This is a genomic window from Streptomyces sp. NPDC046349, assembly GCF_055587885.1.
In genome coordinates, this window is record NZ_JBVJFK010000009.1 from 44,339 (window position 1) to 60,182 (window position 15,844).

A 15,844-nucleotide genomic window follows, 5' to 3' on the forward strand; every position below is an offset into this window, starting at 1 on the left:
GCGATAGCGTTGAGGGCATGGCTACTGACCTCAAGGACACCGTCCATGCCGTCGATGCCGCCGCCGTCATGGGGCTGCTGGCGACCCGGCCGCGGGTGCTCGCGCTGGGCGAGCCCACCCACGGCGAGGACGCACTGCTCGACGTGCGCAACGAGCTCTTCCGGCAGCTCGTCGAGGAAGAGGGCTACCGGACGATCGCGGTCGAGAGCGACTGCCTGGCGGCGCTGCTCGTCGACGCGTACGTCACCTCCGCCGCCGGCAGCCTCGACGACGTCATGGAGCGCGGGTTCAGCCACGGCTTGGGCGCTTCCGCAGCCAACCGCGAACTCGTGCGCTGGATGCGGGCGTACAACGTCGGCCGGCCCGCGCCCGAGCGGCTCCGCTTCGCCGGCATCGACGGCCCGCTGGAGATGACCGCAGCCGCGAGCCCCCGCGAGGCCATGACCTCCCTCCACGGATACCTCGCCCGCCACGTCGACGCCGGCCTGCTCCCCTGCACGCAGCGAACGCTGGACCGCCTGCTCGGATCCGAGGGCCGCTGGACCGAGCCGGCCGCGATGAGGGACCCGGCCCGCTCGACGGGCCGGTCCGCCGAGGCGGGGGAGCTGCGGCTGATCGCCGACGATCTCGCGGCTCTGCTCGACGCGCACACGCCGCACCTGAGCACGGCGACCTCGCAGGAGGAGTTCGAGCGGGCCCGCCTGTACGGGCGCACCGCCACCGGCCTGCTGCGCTACCACTTCTGGATGGCCGACACCTCCCCCGGCCGCCTGGCGCGGCTGACCGGCCTGCGGGACCTGATGATGGCCGACAACCTCCTCGCCCTCGCCGAGCGCGGCCCGACCCTGGTCCACGCACACAACAGCCACCTCCAGCGGGAGAAGAGCTCGATGCGCATGGGGGGCCTGCCGCTGGAGTGGTGGGGTGCCGGTTCGATCGCAAGCGCGCGCCTGGGCGGTGGTTACGCCTTCTTCGCCACGGCCCTCGGCACGATCCGGCACCGGGGAGTGGACGCCCCGCCGCCGGGCACGCTGGAAGGGCTGCTGTACGCGCTCCCGGACGACGTCTGCGTGGTCGACGCGCCCCGCCTCGGCGCCGCCCTCGCCGACACGCTGGCCGCGCCCCGCGCGTCCGCCTGGTTCGGCTACTTCCCGTTCGACCCGGCCCACTTGACGGCGACCGACGGGCTCGTGTTCATCAAGGACATTCCGAAGGGCCGTGCCGCGTCCACCCGACAGCTTCCCTGACGCTCCGCTTCCGGCCGACTCTGCCGTGTGACACCGTTCATACGACCCCGGCCCGACCGCAGAAATTACTGCCGGATATACCCATTACCGCAGATCTTCCCGTCCTGACCTCGGGAGCCGGTCCAGACGGGAAGATCATCCAACTTGTTCTACCGGCAACTTATCCATCGATGTCCGGATAGCGGCAGAGCCCGTCCCGAGCGCTGATACCTCTTCCGGCATGAACAAGATCACCCGCCGTCAGGCCCTGGGGACAACTGCCGGTGCACTCACCGTCCTCGGCCTGACCGCCGCAGCAACGAGCGTCGCCACGAGCGCCGCCGCGACCCCCGCCGCGCCCACACCCCAGGGCACGGTCGACGAGGTCTACCAGGGCCGCCGCATCCAGATCATCATGGGCGGCGGAGGCCACCACGGCGGCCACCACTCGCCCGGTCAACCCACCGTCCGGATAGACGGCAGAGAACTCCACATCATGCGCAACGCCGACGGCAGCTGGATCAGCGTGATCAACCACTACGAGACGTTCGCCGAGCCCAAGCTGCTCGCCCGCGCCGCCGTCCGCGACCTCCAGGGCGCGCCCCTCGTCCCCTTCGGAGGTGCGGCATGACCGTCCGCAAGAACCAGGCCACGCTGACGCCCGACGAGAAGCGCGCCTTCACCTCGGCGCTGCTGGAGCTCAAGCGCAACGGCAGCTACGACCGCTTCGTCACCACCCACAACGGTTTCATCATGAGCGACACCGACTCGGGCGACCGCGTCGGCCACCGCTCCCCCTCCTTCCTGCCGTGGCACCGCCGCTTCCTGCTGGAGTTCGAGGAGGCGCTGCAGAAAGTGGACGCGAGCGTCGCGCTCCCCTACTGGGACTGGACCGCCGACCGCACCACCCGTTCCTCCCTCTGGGCCCCGGACTTCCTCGGCGGCACCGGGCGGGCCCGTGACGGCCAGGTCGTCGACGGCCCCTTCGCCTACTCGACCGGCCGCTGGAACATAAACGTGCGCGTGGACGGCCGCCCGTACCTGCGGCGCGCTCTCGGTACGGGCGTGGCCCAGCTGCCGACCCGGGCCGAGGTGGACTCCGTACTCGCCATGCCGGTCTACGACATGGCTCCCTGGAACAGCTCCTCCAACGGCTTCCGCAACCACCTGGAGGGCTGGCGCGGCGCCAACCTGCACAACCGGGTGCACGTGTGGGTCGGCGGACAGATGTCCACCGGGGTCTCCCCCAACGACCCGGTGTTCTGGATGCACCACGCCTTCATCGACAAGCTGTGGGCGGACTGGCAGGCCAAGCACCCGCAGTCCACGTATCTGCCGGCCGCCGGCACGACGAACGTGGTGGACCTGAACGACACCATGCGGCCGTGGGACAACGTGACCCCGGCGGACATGCTGGACCACCGGAAGTTCTACACGTTCGACACCGAACCGGCCGCCGCCAGCCAGCGGTAGTGCAGTTCGGGGCGGCCGACCTGGCCGTACCGGGGGGTCCGGTCCGCGCGGCCGGTGTCCACCAGGTGCTCCAGGTAACGGCGGGCGGTGATCCGGGAGATGCCGGCCGCCCCGGCCGCCGCCGCCGCGGTCAGCCCCTCGGGCGCGGCCCGCAGCAGGGCGGCGACCCGGTCCAGGGTCGGCGCGCTCAGCCCCTTGGGGAGCTCGGCCGGGCGGGGGGCGCGCAGGGCGGCCATCGCCCGGTCGACGTCGTCCTGGCCGGCCGCCTCGCCCGCCGCCTGGCGGAATTCCGCGTAGCGCAGGAGCCGTTCGCGCAGGGTCGGGAAGGCGAAGGGTTTCAGGACGTACTGGACCACGCCGAGCGATACGCTCTCGCGGACCACGGCCAGATCCCTGGCGGACGTCACCACGATCACGTCGACCGGATGCCCGGCCGCCCGCAGTCCGCGCGCGAAGCGCAGGCCGTGCCCGTCGGGCAGGCCGAGGTCGAGGAGCAGGAGGTCGACCCGGGTGCGCTCCAGCACCCGGGTGGCCTCGGCGAGCGAGTGGACGGCGCCGACGGCGGTGAAGCCGGGTACCCGGTCGACGTAGAGCGCGTGCGCGTCGGCGGCGACCTGGTCGTCCTCGACCACCAGCACGCGCACATCGGTGCCGCTCACCGCGGGCCCCCTGCGGCCGGGGCCCGGTCCCCGGGCCGCTCGGGCGCCGTGGGCAGCCGTACGGTGAACTCCGCACCGCCGCCCGGTCCCTGCGCGGCGACCACCGCGCCGCCGTAGCGCTGTGCGACCTGGGCGACGAGGGCGAGGCCGAGGCCGCGGCCCTCCCCCTTGCCGGACCAGCCCCTGCGGAACACGTCCACGCCCTCCGGCAGGCCGGGCCCGTTGTCGGCGACCCGTAGCAGCAGCTCCTCCCGCTCGGGCCGCAGCGTGACCGCGATCCGCGCCCCCGGTACGGCCGTCACGGCGTCGACGGCGTTGTCTATGAGGTTGCCCAGCACGGTGACGAGGTCACGGGCCGACGGCAGTCCGCCCAGGTCGGCGAGGCTGCGGCTGTCGGCGGTGACGACGAGTTCGACCCCTCGTTCGTGCGCCTGGGCGGCCTTGCCCAGCAGCAGCGCGACCAGTACCGGCTCCCCCACCGCGGTGACCACCTCGTCGGTGAGGGCCTGGGCCAGTTCCAGTTCGGCGGTGGCGAAGTCCACCGCCTCCTGCGCCCGGCCCAGCTCGATGAGGGAGACCACGGTGTGCAGCCGGTTGGCCGCCTCGTGGGCCTGGGAGCGCAGCGCCTGGGTGAAGCCCCGTTCGTGGTCCAGCTCGCCGGTCAGCGCCTGCAGTTCCGTGTGGTCGCGCAGGGTGACCACGGTGCCGCGGCGGCCGCCGCCGGCGACCGGTGAGCTGTTGACCACCAGGACCCGGTCCGCCGTCAGGTGCACCTCGTCCACCCGGGGCCGGTCGGCGAGCAGCGCACCGGTGAGGGGGGCCGGCAGTCCCAGGTCGGCGGCCCCGCGGCCGGTGACGTCCCCCGGCAGGCCCAGCAGCTCGCGGCCGGCGTCGTTGATCAGGGTGATCCTGCGCTGCCCGTCGAGCATGAGCAGTCCCTCGCGCACCCCGTGCAGGGCCGCCTGGTGGTAGTCGTACATCCGGCTGAGCTCGGCCGCGTTCATGCCGTGAGTGTGGCGGCGCAGCCTCGCGTTGACGACGTACGTGCCCACACCGCCCAGGGCGAGCGCGCCCCCCGCGACCCAGACGAGTGCGGTGAGCTGGGCGCCGAGCCGGTCGCTGATGGCGCGGACGGTGATCCCCGCGCTGACCAGGCCGACGATCCGGCCGCCGTCCTCCAGTGGGGTGACCACGCGGATGGAGGGGCCGAGGGTACCGGTGTAGGTCTCGCTGAAGGTCTCGCCGCGCAGGGCCGGGGCGGTGTTGCCGAGGAAGGGCTCGCCGATCCGGCGCGGGTCGGGGTGGGTCCAGCGCCTGCCGTCCGGGGCCATGATCGTCACGAAGTCGACCCCGGAGTCCACACGGACCTTCTGCGCGTAGGGCTGGAGCTCGACCGACGGGTCGGTGCCCCGCGCCGCTCCCCGTACGGCGTCGCGCACGGAGGGCGAGTCCGCGACCGCGCGGGCCACGGCCCCGGCCTGGCGCCGGGCGGCCTCCTCGGCCTGGCCGCGGGCGGTGGCGTAGGCGAAGACCGCGCAGCCCGCGACGACCACGGCGACGAGCAGCACCTGCATGGCGAAGAGCTGGCCGGCGAGGCTGCGCGGCGGACGAGGGAAGCGGAACATGGCGCTCAGTGTGCACCGGCTCGTGAACTCAATGAACGCAAGGGTGACCGGGGTCACAGCCCTGGGCGATGGTCTCCACGGACGACTTCACCACCAGGAGGCATCGTGGCCGCCAGGCGCGACAGAACGCACTATCTCTACATCGCGGTGATCGCCGCGGTGCTGCTCGGCATCGGGGTCGGGTTCGCCGCGCCCGGCGTGGCCGTGGAGCTCAAACCGCTGGGTACGGGCTTCGTGAACCTCATCAAGATGATGATCTCGCCCGTGATCTTCTGCACGATCGTGCTGGGCATCGGCTCCGTGCGCAAGGCGGCCAAGGTGGGCGCCGTGGGCGGGCTGGCCCTCGGCTACTTCATGGTCATGTCCACGGTGGCATTGGCCATCGGCCTCCTGGTCGGCAACCTCCTGGAACCGGGCAGCGGTCTGCAGCTGACCGAGGCGGCGCGCAGCGCGGGCGAGGCGCAGGCCAAGGCGGGCGGGGCCGAGAGCACCACGGAGTTCCTGCTGGGGATCATCCCGACCACGCTGGTCTCCGCCTTCACCGGCGGCGAGGTGCTCCAGACGCTGCTGGTGGCGCTGCTGTGCGGGTTCGCGCTCCAGGCGATGGGCGCGGCGGGCGAACCCGTGCTGCGCGGCATCGGGCACGTGCAGAAGCTGGTGTTCCGGGTGCTCGCGATGATCATGTGGGCAGCTCCCGTGGGCGCTTTCGGAGCGATCGCGGCGGTGGTCGGCGCGACCGGCATCGACGCCCTGAAGTCCCTCGCCGTCATCATGATCGGCTTCTACACGACCTGCCTGGTCTTCGTCTTCCTGGTGCTGGGCACGCTGCTGCGCGTGTGCACCGGGGTCAGCGTCTTCGCCCTGCTGCGCTACCTGGGCCGGGAGTTCCTGCTGATCCTGTCGACCTCCTCGTCGGAGTCGGCGCTGCCGCGGCTGATCGCGAAGATGGAGCACCTGGGCGTCTCGCGGCCGGTCACCGGCATCACGGTGCCGACCGGGTACTCCTTCAACCTGGACGGAACCGCGATCTACCTCACGATGTCCTCGCTGTTCGTCGCCGAGGCGATGGGCACGCCGCTGGCCCTGGGCGAGCAGATCTCCCTGCTGCTGTTCATGATCATCGCCTCGAAGGGCGCCGCCGGGGTGACCGGCGCGGGTCTGGCCACCCTCGCCGGCGGCCTCCAGTCGCACCGGCCCGAACTGGTCGACGGAGTCGGCCTGATCGTGGGCATCGACCGGTTCATGAGCGAGGCCCGGGCCCTGACGAACTTCGCGGGCAACGCGGTGGCGACGGTGCTCATCGGAACGTGGACGAAGGAGTTCGACCGCGGCCGGGCCGCGGAAGTCCTCGCGGGACGCCTGCCGTTCGACGAGAAGACCCTGGTGGACGACGGGCACGGGACGCAGCCGGCCGAGCCGGACACGACCCCGGAGGCGACCCCGGCAGCGACCGCCGCGCCGGTCCCGGCGCACACCCCCAAGGACGGCGTACCGGTCTAGGACTCCTCCCCCGCCGGTCCGCCCCTCCGGGCCGGCCGGGCAGGGCTCGCCCCCACGGTGCCCAGCCCGGCCGGCCCGCCGCATTCTCCGCACTTGCGCCCATAGTCGGTATTCCGCCACCGATAAACGAACCCCCGTGCTGTAAAAGGTACTTCCGCAACTGGCCGCGTGCATGACATCTTGCGTCCACCACTTGTTTCGTACGGCCCGGCCTGACCACCGGGTCAACGGAGGACGCATTGATACCCCACATATCCAGCCGACCTCGACGTACCCTCGTGCTGGCCGCCACCCTCGGTGCGGCCCTCGCCTTCGGGGCACCCGCCGCACTCGCCGGCACCGCTCCGGTCTCTCCGTCCGGCTCCGCCGCCTCCGCTCCCGCGGCGGCGCCCAAGGCCGCGGCCCCGGCTTCCCAGAGTGCGACCTGGGTTGCCGGCACCCGTGCCTACCTCGTGATCACCGCCCCCGGTGACACCACGGCGGTCCGCAACGCGGTCACCGCCAACGGGGGAACGGTCTTCCAGTACTACGACGCGATCGGCGTCATCACCGCCCACTCCGCGTCCGCGTCCTTCGCCACCACCATGCGCGGTGTCAGCGGGGTCCAGCAGGTCGGCGCCACCCGCACCTCGGACGTGCCGGCGGACGCCTACAACCCGGCGCTGCCGGCCAACCCGGCGCAGTCCACGACGCCTTCCGGTGAGCCGGTCCGCGCCGACATGACCCAGATCAAGGCCGACCAGGCCTGGGCCGTCACCACGGGTTCCGCCTCCGTCAAGGTCGGCATCCTGGACACCGGTGTGGACGACCAGCACCAGGACCTGGCCCCGAACTTCAACGCCGCGGACTCCGCGTCCTGCGCGTACGGCAGGCCGGATACCCGTACCGGCGCCTGGCGCGACGTCGGCACCCACGGCACGCACGTGGCCGGCACGGTCGCCGCCGCCAAGAACGGCAAGGGCGTCATCGGCGTGGCCCCCGGCGTGAAGATCTCCTCGGTGCGCATCGCCGAGCCGAACTCCTCGCTGTTCTTCGCCGAGAACACCATCTGCGGCTTCATGTGGGCCGGCGACCACGGCTTCAAGGTCACCAACAACAGCTACTACACGGACCCGTGGCAGTTCAACTGCCCGGACAACGCCGACCAGGCCGCGATCATCGAGGGCGTCAAGCGCGCCCAGGAGTACGCGGAGGGCAAGGGCTCGCTGCAGGTCGCGGCGGCCGGCAACTCCAACCTGGACCTGGCCAACAAGACGACCGACACCGAGAGCCCGAACGACTCGACACCGGTCACCCGCACCATCACCAACGCCTGCCTGGACATCCCGACCGAGCTGCCGGGCGTGGTCACGGTCTCGGCGATGGGCACCACCGCGAAGGCCTCGTACTCCAACTACGGCCTGAACGTCATCGACGTCACGGCCCCCGGCGGAGACGCCACCGGCATCTACAGCACCCTGCCGGGCGGCAAGTACGGCTCCATGAGCGGCACTTCGATGGCCTCGCCGCACGTCGCGGGTGTGGCGGCGCTGATGGTCAGCACCAACCCCGGCATCACCCCGGCGCAGCTGCGCGACAAGCTGGCCACCCAGGCCAACGACGTCGCCTGCCCGTCGGACAGCCGCTGCAAGGGCACCACGGCGAAGAACGGCTTCTTCGGCGAAGGCCAGGTCGACGCCCTCAAGGCCGTCGGCAGCACCCCGCCGCCCGGCAAGTACTTCGCGAACGCGGCGGACTTCGCCATCGGTGACAACACCACCGTGGAGAGCCCGATCGCCGTCAGCGGCGTGACCGGCAACGCCCCGGCCACCCTCAAGGTCGGTGTGAACATCGTCCACACCTACATCGGTGACCTGAAGGTCGACCTGGTCGCCCCGGACGGCTCCGTCTACACGCTCCACAACCGCTCGGGCGGCAGCACCGACAACATCAACCAGGTCTACACCGTCAACGCCTCCTCCGAGGTCGCGAACGGCACCTGGAAGCTCCGGGTCAACGACAACGCCGGCGGCGACACCGGCAGGATCGACTCCTGGAACCTCACCTTCTGAGGTCGCGTGAACCGATAGGACACAGGGCGACCAGGGCTTTTCTCTCGGCGTCGCGAGCCCGGCAGGATCCGGGAGAGAGGTCCTAGTGCTGGAGGACGTCGGCGAGCCAGTCGAAGACGATCTCGCAGTGCTGCTGCGGGGCCATCGGGGAGCAGTGCAACTGCGCCCCGGTGGCCTTCGTCAGTTTCACGTACTCCCGCCGCGTGCGCAGCAGTTCGTACATCGCACGCGGCTGGCCCGGGTAGAACTGCTCGAAGTCGTAGTCCAGGACGAGCGTCGGGGCCTTGATCCGGCCGACCACCTTGGTGATGTCGAGCCCGATGGCCACCTGGGCCGGTGTCCACAGGTCCGTGAGGACCGTGCCCTCGCGCGCCTGGCGCAGCGCCTGCCGGTCGAAGATCTCGAAACGCTTCTTGACGGTGAATGCCTCCTGCGGGGTCAGTTCCGGAACGACGTCCTCGTTCCACACCCGGTTGGTCTCCGCCTTGTCGGGCGTGACGATGTCGCGCAGTTCCTCGTCGAAGCCGAGCCACGGGCTGAGGCATCCGGGTTGCGCGACGACGGCGGCGAGGCGGTGTTCGAAGGCGGCGGCGCGCGGGGCGAGGTTGCCGCCCATGCTCAAGCCGGTGAGGGCGATCCGGTCCCCGTCCACGTCCTCGCGCCGGAGCAGCCAGTCGACGATCGGGCTGACCACCGTCTCCCAGCGGGTGGTGAAGGGGATCTCCTCCACGAACAGCAACTGCCCCTGTCCCGGGCCGTCGTAGACGAGCGCGTTCCAGCCGCGGTCGAGGGCCGCGGACACGCCGTAGGTCCACATGTCCACGTTCTGGCCGTCACTGCCGTTGGTGAGGATGACGGTGGGGCGCCGCTCTGCGGGACCGTCCGGGCGGAAGAACCACAGCGGGAGGCGCGTCCTGCCCCACGGGACCCGGTCCGTGACGGCGGCCGGCGTGCAGAGCCTCGCGAAGGTGTCCCAGGCCCTGCGTCCCGCCCGGTACACCGCCTCCTCGTCCCCCGGCTGGTCGGTGCCCAGCACGTAGAACAACGCCTGGGCGTAGTACTGGGCTGCCCGCAGGGAGCGGAAGCGACGGGTCTGCGACGGTGCCCCGCCGCCGTCCCGGCCCGCGGCCGGCGGCGCGGCGAGCCTGTCGCCCCAGGAGCGGAAGGTGTCGGTGTACGTCTGCTCCGAAAGGCCGGCCGCATTGATGGCGTTGACCGCGGTGAGCACCTCGCCGACCTCGGAGGCGCGCATCCCGGCGGCTCCGAGCGCGAGCAGCCCCGCGAAGTTGAAGCCGGGGTCGGCGAAGAGCTTCATCGCTCCGGGCGCCGGTTCCGCCGCCGCGGACGGTGTGGGCACGGCGGCCGCGGTGCGGGCGGTGCTCCCGACGGCGAGCGCCCCGGCTCCCGCGGCCAATCCGGTCAGGGCGGCGCGGCGGGTGAGGGAGGCGGGCTGGTGCGGTGTGCTTGCGGTCATGCAGGGGACGCTACGGCGCGACCCCCGTCCCCTGCGCCGCGCCGCGCCCTCCCCTGCTCCGAACGGGCCCCGCCGGCGGGTCAGCGACTCCCCCGGGTGCGAAGGACGCAGTCGCCGCACAGACCGCCGCCCGGAACCCGGTAGTAGAGGCAGCAACTGCGCCGAACGAAGGCCACGCCGAGCCCCTCCTCGTGGATGAACGTTCCGGTGCCGGCGAGCGCGCCGTCCGCGGCCAGCAGGCCGCGCACCAGTCCGGGGGCCACGCCGCCCGGCACCCGGTCGATCAGCACCCGCAGCGCGCCGACCAGCCCGGCCGCGGCGTTCCCCCGAAGGACCGTCGGGGAGACGCCGTACCGCTCCCGCAGAGCCGTCTCCAGCAGGGCCAGATGCCCCAGGACCGACTCCCCGAGGCCCTCTGCGGGCCGCCCGGCGGGCTCGGGCAGCCAGAGCTGGAGCGAACCCGCCTCCGGCAGCCGCCACCACACCCGGTCGGCGGCCAGGTCCGGCACCCGCCCGGCCAGGGCCGCGCACCCCAGCCCGATCGACCACAGCCGGGAGGCGATCCCGAACTGGGCGGTCGAGGCGGCCACCCTTCCGGGCCCGCTGCCGATCCGGCGGCCCACCTCGGCCACGTACGGACCGAGGTGCCCGCCGTACAGCGCGGTGAGCGGCAGGAAGCCGGGCCCGGGAGGATCCTGCCCGTGACCGGCGGTGAAGAAGGGCCCCACGTCGGCCAGTCGCCGCAGTACGTCGTCCATACCGGGAATGATCTCAGGCCGGCACATGGACGTGCTCACGTCACCGCAGGCGGTCAGGCCGGGTCCGGCGTCGCCCCTTCGAGGATCTCCACGTAGTGCGGGTTGCGCATGATCCCCAGCACGTTGCCGAAGGGGTCGGTGACGGCCGCCGTGACGAACCCGCCGTCCCCGTGCGCGGTCACGGGCTGGTACTCCTCGGCCCCCAGCTCCAGGAGCCGCCGACGGGCCCCCGGAAGGTCGTCGACGACCCAGTAGGCCACCGCCCCGCCCGGCTCCTCGGCGGCGCCCGGCGGGGCGTAGCGGCGGTCGACGATGCCGATCTCGTGCTGGTAGTCGCCGATGCGGAACTCCGCGTAGCCGGGCCGCTCGAAGTACGGCGGGATCCCGAGCACCTCGGTGTACCAGGCCTTGGCCGCTTCCAGGTCGTCGGCCCAGAAGTTGATCGTGGCAAATCCGCGCAGCATGCGCACCCTCCTCTTCGTGATCTTCCCCCGACTGTACGGCTCCGGGGCCTGCGGCGGGCCCCTGCGGGCCCGCCCGGCTCAGCGGCCGGCCGGGAACTCCGGCAGCGCACGGTTGCAGGCCTCCGGCAGCTCCCCAGCCGGGCGCTCGGCCCGGCCTCGCCGGGCGGGGACCCGGGTGGCGCAGTCGCACCTCCATGGCGATCCGAGCGCCCGCGGACACTCCACCCACGACCACGTGTTCGATGTCCGGCCGCGGCGGGAGGGCGGCGTGATCGTCCGCGGGACCGGCGAGCAGCGCCTTGCCCGGCAGCACCGGACTGTCTCCGCATCCTCGCAGGTCAGGCATGATCGCACGGTGTCCTGAGGCTGCGAGCGCGGCCGTCCGGGGGACCCGCGGCGTGCGGTGGAAGAGCCGTCCGCGGACCAGGATGACGGGCGCTCCGGCGCGGGGACCCGAGTCGGCGAAAACCAGCGTCACACCATTGCCGAATTGGGGCTTCAAGAGAGGACTTCGAGGGGCTACATTGAGCCACTCGCGTTCACCTGACAGCCGGTTGCCTTTCACTCGTGTTTTGCACGGGGGGCGACGTCATGGACGCAGACTGTGCAACCACCCCACCGCCCAGAAGGACCGAAGGCTCCGTGCCCGTACCCGTACACCTCGCGGGCCGCACCGTGCGGCTCGAGCCCCTCGCACCACACCACACCGAGGCCCTGGCCGTGGCCGGTGCCGAGGATCGTACGACTTACGCCTTCACCCCCGTACCCCACGGTGTGCAGGCGTCACACGAGTACATCGACCGCGCGCTCGCCGATCAGGCAGCGGGTCGATCGCTCCCGTTCGCCGTCGTCAGAGCCACTGACGGGCGCGTGGTCGGCTCGACCCGGTTCCTGGAACTCGACTACTGGCAGGGGCCGCTGGTGTGGCCCGCCGTGCCGGGCGTCCCGTTCGGCGATCCGGCGACGGCGATCCCCGATGCCGCCGAGATCGGCAATACCTGGCTGTCCCCGACAGCCCAGGGCACCGGCATCAACACCGAGGCGAAGCTGCTCATGCTCCGCCACGCCTTCGAGACCTGGGGGGTCCGGCGCATCTCACTGCGCGCCGATGCCCGCAACGGCCGGTCGCGGGCTGCGATGGAACGTCTCGGCTTCACTTGCGAGGGGGTCCGCCGGGCTCATTCGCGGGGGCTGGACGGCGCCGTCCGCAGTACAGCCTTCTACTCGATCCTCGACGAGGAGTGGCCGGCCGTGCGGTCGATCATCGAGCTGAGGCTGTCGGCGGGGGCGCAGCGCAAGCGCCGCCGCAAGACCCTGGTCCCGGCCTAGGCCGGACAGAAGAACGGAAAAACGGTCCTGCCCCGGCGTTCCCCATCCGAGGAAGGCCGGGGCGAGGGCCGAGTCCGTCGGCCGGACCGGAGCCCCGCACCCGTCGGCCGGTACGGCGTACGGGGCGGCGCCGCTGTTTCGCCGCGGGCCGGGTGGCTCCGGCCGCCCATGACCATGGCCGCGTAGCAGGCCCGCTCGCGGCGGCGAAGTCCACACCCCAAAGTTCACGTCGGCGCTGCGGTACGGTCTGCGCCCTTGTGGACCGTGAAGCCCCGAGCGAGGCGCCGAACCTGCCGGTACGCAGGTCGGACACGCAGGACGGCGAGCGGGCCCACGGCCGTGGGGCACCCGACCCGGCGGCGTGTGCCGGAGCAGGAATGGGCGGTCCCCGGATCGGCACCTCCTGCGACCACCGTGCAATGGGCTGCCCCAGGAAACCCCAAGAGAAGGGAAAGTGCGCAACCCCGGCGAACTTTCGTTCATCTTCCGAACGGAAGAACCGAGACGTCGGACCACCCGCCCCCCTGGGGGCAGCACCAGCCGGAGAGCCACCGCACATGTCGTACGCACCCGAGGGGCAGCAGCACCAGCCTTACCGGCCGGAGGGACAGAGCCCGCAGCCGCCCTACGGCGACCCGTACGGCCGGCCGTACGGGCAGCAGCCGCACGGACAGTCCCCGTACGCGGAGCAGTACGGCGGGCAGAGCCCGTCGTACGGCCAGCAGCCGCAGGACCAGTGGGAGCAGGAGCAGCCCGACCCCCCGCGCCGCAAAGGCCGGGGCCGGCTGATCGCCGTGGTGTCGGTCCTCGCGCTCGCGGGCATAGCCGCCGGCGTCATGGCCCACTACGAGATACCCCCCTTCACCGACAAGGGCTCGGCGGTGTCCTTCGGGCAGGACGCGGGCGGCAAGGGCTCCGGCCAGGGCGGCGCGGGGAGCCCGCAGCCGGCGAACTCCAAGATGCTCATGCCGACCGGGCCGACGGCCGAGTTCAAGAACTCGATGACACTGGCCGACGGCACGCATGTGGCCGTGACCACCCTGGACGGCAAGAAGTCGGGATTCAAGGGCAAGGTCTGGGTCTGGGCCCCCAAGGAGTACAACGACCCGAAGTTCGCCAAGAGCGGCTTCCCTGTCATGATCGCCCTCCCGGGCGGCGCCGGTTACCCGAACAATTACTGGATGGGCACCGACCTCGGCCTCCAGACCAGCATCAGCAAGTGGTACGCGGAGGGGAAGAGCAAGCCCTTCCTGCTGGCCATGCCGGTGCTCAACCCCGGCCCGGACGACAAGGGCGTCTACTGGGACGGCTCCGACATCCCCGGCCAGCCGAAGATGGGCACGTGGCTGACCGAGGACGTCCCGGACCTGATGAAAGCGAACTTCCGCACGGTGAAGTCACGTGACGGCTGGGCGTTCATGGGCTCCTCGACCGGCGGCTTCGCGGGCATGAAGGCCGTGCTGAAGCACCCGGACAAGTTCAAGGCCGTGATCGCCTCCGGCCCGGACATCGTCCCGGACTCCTCCCTGTGGAAGGGCCACGACAAGGAGAAGGCCGAGAACAACCCGGAGCTGCTGGCCAAGCAGCTCATCGACGCCAAGGGCCCGGACGTCTACATCGCCTTCCAGGTCGGCGACAACGAGAACAACAAGAAGACCCTGCCGGACGTGCAGAAGTTCGTCGCCACCTTCGGCAACAAGGGGCCCGTGCACACCAGCCTGCGGGTGATCCCGGGCGGCCGGCACAACGCGAAGACCTACGTCCCGAACATGGGCGAGGGTCCGATCCAGTACATCAGCAAGGTCATGGAAGGACCGGTCGAGTAACCTGCGGCTCCTGCGTCCGCTCCAGCTCAGGCCCGCCGAACACTTTCGGCGGGCCTGAGCCGTTCCAGGGCGCCCAGCCCGGTTCGCCCGTCGTCGCGAACCGCACCCACGCGCCGTGCATCTCGTCGGCCAGCTCCTGCGGGGCGTCCCGGCCGGCCAGCCACCCGGCCTCGGGCACGGACAGGGTGTCGAACACGAAGCCCAGCTCCAGGGCGTGGCAGGCGCCGAGCCCCGGGACGCCCGAACACCAGGCGAACTCGTACAGGAAGCTCGGCGCCTCCCGCCGGGCCCCGGCGAGCCTGCGCAGCGGATCGCGCAGCAGCAGGTCGGTGAACAGCTGACCGGCGAGCTCGGCAGGACCGGCCGCGGGCAGGGCGGTGCGCAGCGCCGCCACGGCGGCCCGGTCCTTGCCGGTCCGGGTCCGGGCCAGTGCCACGGCGAGCGGCCCCATCCGGTCCAGCAGCCGCATGCCGCCGGTGGGGGCCAGCCAGAGCCGGTACTCGTCGGTGGTCCAGCCGAACAGCAGGGGCACCGCAGCGGAAGCGGGGTCCTCGTCGGCGGTCAGGGCGTCGAGGGGGTCGACGGGCAGCGTCTCCGGGTCGACGACCAGGCCGAAGGCGGGTCCTCCGAGGAGGGGGCCCGATCTGCGCAGGACGGCCGCCTGGGCCGCCATCAGGTCGGGCAGGGAGACGGCCGTGAAGGCCGCGGCGGTGGCCTCCACCTTCAGCAGCGAGGCCATCCGCCGGACCATGGCCCGCACCCGGGGGCGGGGCAGGGCCTCGGGGGCTCCGCTCTGCAGGACCGCCCGCCGGAAGAGTCCGGCCGCGCGGGGCGCGGCCAGGAGGGCGCCGATGCTGATGGCTCCGGCGGATTCGCCGAAGAGGGTGACGCGGGCCGGGTCTCCGCCGAAGGCCGCGATGTTGTCGCGGACCCATTCGAGGGCGGCGATCTGGTCCAGGAGGCCGCGGTTGGCGGGCGCGTCGGGGAAGAGCCCGTACCCGAGGACGCCGAGGCGGAAGTTGAAGGAGACGAGCACGACGCCGTCGCGGGCGAAGGCGGAGCCGTTGTAGACGGGCACGGCCGAGGAGCCGCGGGTGTGCGCCCCGCCGTGGATCCACACCATGACCGGCAGGCCGGCCCCGTCAGCCGGCTCGGGGGTCCACACGTTCACGTTCAGGCAGTCGTCGCCGGGGATCGCCGGGTCGGGCAGCAGGGCCGCGAACGTGGGCGGGTAGGGCACCTTGGGTGCGGTCGGCCCGAAGGCGGTGGCCTCGCGCACGCCGTCCCAGGCGGCGGGGGCCGCGGGTGGTGCCAGGCGGAGGGCGCCGACGGGCGGGGCCGCGTAGGGGATGCCCAGGAAGACGGAGATCCCGTCGGCCCCGGTACGTCCCTCGACCACGCCGGCCCCGGTCACGACCCGCGGCCGGCCGACGCCGGCGACGACGTCCTCTGCACTCAT

The 15,844-nt window shown here is 72.1% G+C and carries 13 protein-coding genes; 7 read left to right on the top strand and 6 right to left on the bottom strand.

The genetic code is table 11. From position 1 onward, the window contains the following. The first annotated feature begins 17 nt into the window (after window positions 1-17). The 3 genes from ACZ6JS_RS21605 to melC2 all read left to right on the top strand — a co-directional run bounded on the left by ACZ6JS_RS21605 (window position 18) and on the right by melC2 (window position 2,699). Window positions 18-1,247, top strand: a complete 1,230-nt coding sequence (locus tag ACZ6JS_RS21605) for an erythromycin esterase family protein (protein ID WP_469300016.1) — start codon at window positions 18-20, stop codon at window positions 1,245-1,247. 220 nt (window positions 1,248-1,467) lie between these two features. After that, complete coding sequence (gene melC1, locus ACZ6JS_RS21610; RefSeq protein ID WP_469300018.1) at window positions 1,468-1,857, top strand: apotyrosinase chaperone MelC1; 390 nt, start codon at window positions 1,468-1,470, stop codon at window positions 1,855-1,857. Next, window positions 1,854-2,699, top strand: a complete 846-nt coding sequence (gene melC2 / locus ACZ6JS_RS21615; RefSeq protein WP_469300019.1) for a tyrosinase MelC2 — start codon at window positions 1,854-1,856, stop codon at window positions 2,697-2,699. Before melC1 ends, melC2 begins: the two co-directional genes overlap by 4 nt. On the opposite strand, the gene ACZ6JS_RS21620 is transcribed toward melC2, so the two are convergent. Together ACZ6JS_RS21620 and ACZ6JS_RS21625 are read right to left on the bottom strand one after the other, a co-directional pair. After that, a complete protein-coding gene (locus tag ACZ6JS_RS21620; RefSeq protein ID WP_469300021.1) occupies window positions 2,657-3,358 on the bottom strand; it encodes a response regulator in 702 nt (233 codons plus the stop codon). The two genes, melC2 and ACZ6JS_RS21620, sit on opposite strands and share 43 nt — an antisense overlap. Further along, a complete protein-coding gene (locus tag ACZ6JS_RS21625; protein ID WP_469300022.1) occupies window positions 3,355-4,983 on the bottom strand; it encodes a sensor histidine kinase in 1,629 nt (542 codons plus the stop codon). Before ACZ6JS_RS21625 ends, ACZ6JS_RS21620 begins: the two co-directional genes overlap by 4 nt. Before the next feature lie 105 nt (window positions 4,984-5,088). Between ACZ6JS_RS21625 and ACZ6JS_RS21630 the strand changes: the two genes are divergently transcribed. Together ACZ6JS_RS21630 and ACZ6JS_RS21635 are read left to right on the top strand one after the other, a co-directional pair. After that, window positions 5,089-6,483 carry a cation:dicarboxylate symporter family transporter gene (locus ACZ6JS_RS21630; protein WP_469300024.1) on the top strand — a complete coding sequence of 465 codons (1,395 nt, stop codon included), beginning with the start codon at window positions 5,089-5,091 and terminating at the stop codon, window positions 6,481-6,483. Window positions 6,484-6,761: 278 nt separating this feature from the next. Further along, complete coding sequence (locus tag ACZ6JS_RS21635) at window positions 6,762-8,534, top strand: S8 family peptidase (RefSeq protein ID WP_469300026.1); 1,773 nt, start codon at window positions 6,762-6,764, stop codon at window positions 8,532-8,534. An 82-nt stretch (window positions 8,535-8,616) separates the two neighbouring features. Here the strand turns inward: ACZ6JS_RS21635 and ACZ6JS_RS21640 are convergent, their stop codons facing one another. From ACZ6JS_RS21640 to ACZ6JS_RS21650, 3 genes are all read right to left on the bottom strand, one after another. Further along, entirely contained in the window at window positions 8,617-10,008 is a 1,392-nt protein-coding gene (locus tag ACZ6JS_RS21640; protein ID WP_469300028.1) for an alpha/beta hydrolase family protein, read from the bottom strand. Window positions 10,009-10,088: 80 nt separating this feature from the next. After that, window positions 10,089-10,766: a (2Fe-2S)-binding protein gene (locus ACZ6JS_RS21645; RefSeq protein ID WP_469300029.1), complete on the bottom strand. Its 678-nt coding sequence runs from the start codon at window positions 10,764-10,766 to the stop codon at window positions 10,089-10,091. Window positions 10,767-10,819: 53 nt separating this feature from the next. Then, on the bottom strand, window positions 10,820-11,230 hold the full coding sequence (locus ACZ6JS_RS21650) for a VOC family protein (RefSeq protein ID WP_469300031.1): 411 nt from the start codon (window positions 11,228-11,230) through the stop codon (window positions 10,820-10,822). Between the two features lie 642 nt (window positions 11,231-11,872). On the opposite strand from ACZ6JS_RS21650, the gene ACZ6JS_RS21655 reads away from it, so the two are divergent. Beyond that, complete coding sequence (locus ACZ6JS_RS21655) at window positions 11,873-12,559, top strand: GNAT family N-acetyltransferase (protein WP_469300033.1); 687 nt, start codon at window positions 11,873-11,875, stop codon at window positions 12,557-12,559. 557 nt (window positions 12,560-13,116) lie between these two features. Continuing rightward, entirely contained in the window at window positions 13,117-14,385 is a 1,269-nt protein-coding gene (locus ACZ6JS_RS21660; RefSeq protein ID WP_469300034.1) for an alpha/beta hydrolase, read from the top strand. Here the strand turns inward: ACZ6JS_RS21660 and ACZ6JS_RS21665 are convergent. Beyond that, window positions 14,363-15,844 carry a carboxylesterase/lipase family protein gene (locus ACZ6JS_RS21665; RefSeq protein WP_469300036.1) on the bottom strand — a complete coding sequence of 494 codons (1,482 nt, stop codon included), beginning with the start codon at window positions 15,842-15,844 and terminating at the stop codon, window positions 14,363-14,365. The two genes, ACZ6JS_RS21660 and ACZ6JS_RS21665, sit on opposite strands and share 23 nt — an antisense overlap.

Coding starts and splice junctions, on each gene's coding strand:
- ACZ6JS_RS21605 (WP_469300016.1), top strand. CDS start 18: ATGGCTACTGACCTCAAGGACACCGTCCATGCCGTCGATGCCGCCGCC.
- melC1 (WP_469300018.1), top strand. CDS start 1,468: ATGAACAAGATCACCCGCCGTCAGGCCCTGGGGACAACTGCCGGTGCA.
- melC2 (WP_469300019.1), top strand. CDS start 1,854: ATGACCGTCCGCAAGAACCAGGCCACGCTGACGCCCGACGAGAAGCGC.
- ACZ6JS_RS21625 (WP_469300022.1), bottom strand. CDS start 4,983: ATGTTCCGCTTCCCTCGTCCGCCGCGCAGCCTCGCCGGCCAGCTCTTC.
- ACZ6JS_RS21640 (WP_469300028.1), bottom strand. CDS start 10,008: ATGACCGCAAGCACACCGCACCAGCCCGCCTCCCTCACCCGCCGCGCC.
- ACZ6JS_RS21645 (WP_469300029.1), bottom strand. CDS start 10,766: ATGGACGACGTACTGCGGCGACTGGCCGACGTGGGGCCCTTCTTCACC.
- ACZ6JS_RS21650 (WP_469300031.1), bottom strand. CDS start 11,230: ATGCTGCGCGGATTTGCCACGATCAACTTCTGGGCCGACGACCTGGAA.
- ACZ6JS_RS21660 (WP_469300034.1), top strand. CDS start 13,117: ATGTCGTACGCACCCGAGGGGCAGCAGCACCAGCCTTACCGGCCGGAG.
- ACZ6JS_RS21665 (WP_469300036.1), bottom strand. CDS start 15,844: ATGAGTGCAGAGGACGTCGTCGCCGGCGTCGGCCGGCCGCGGGTCGTG.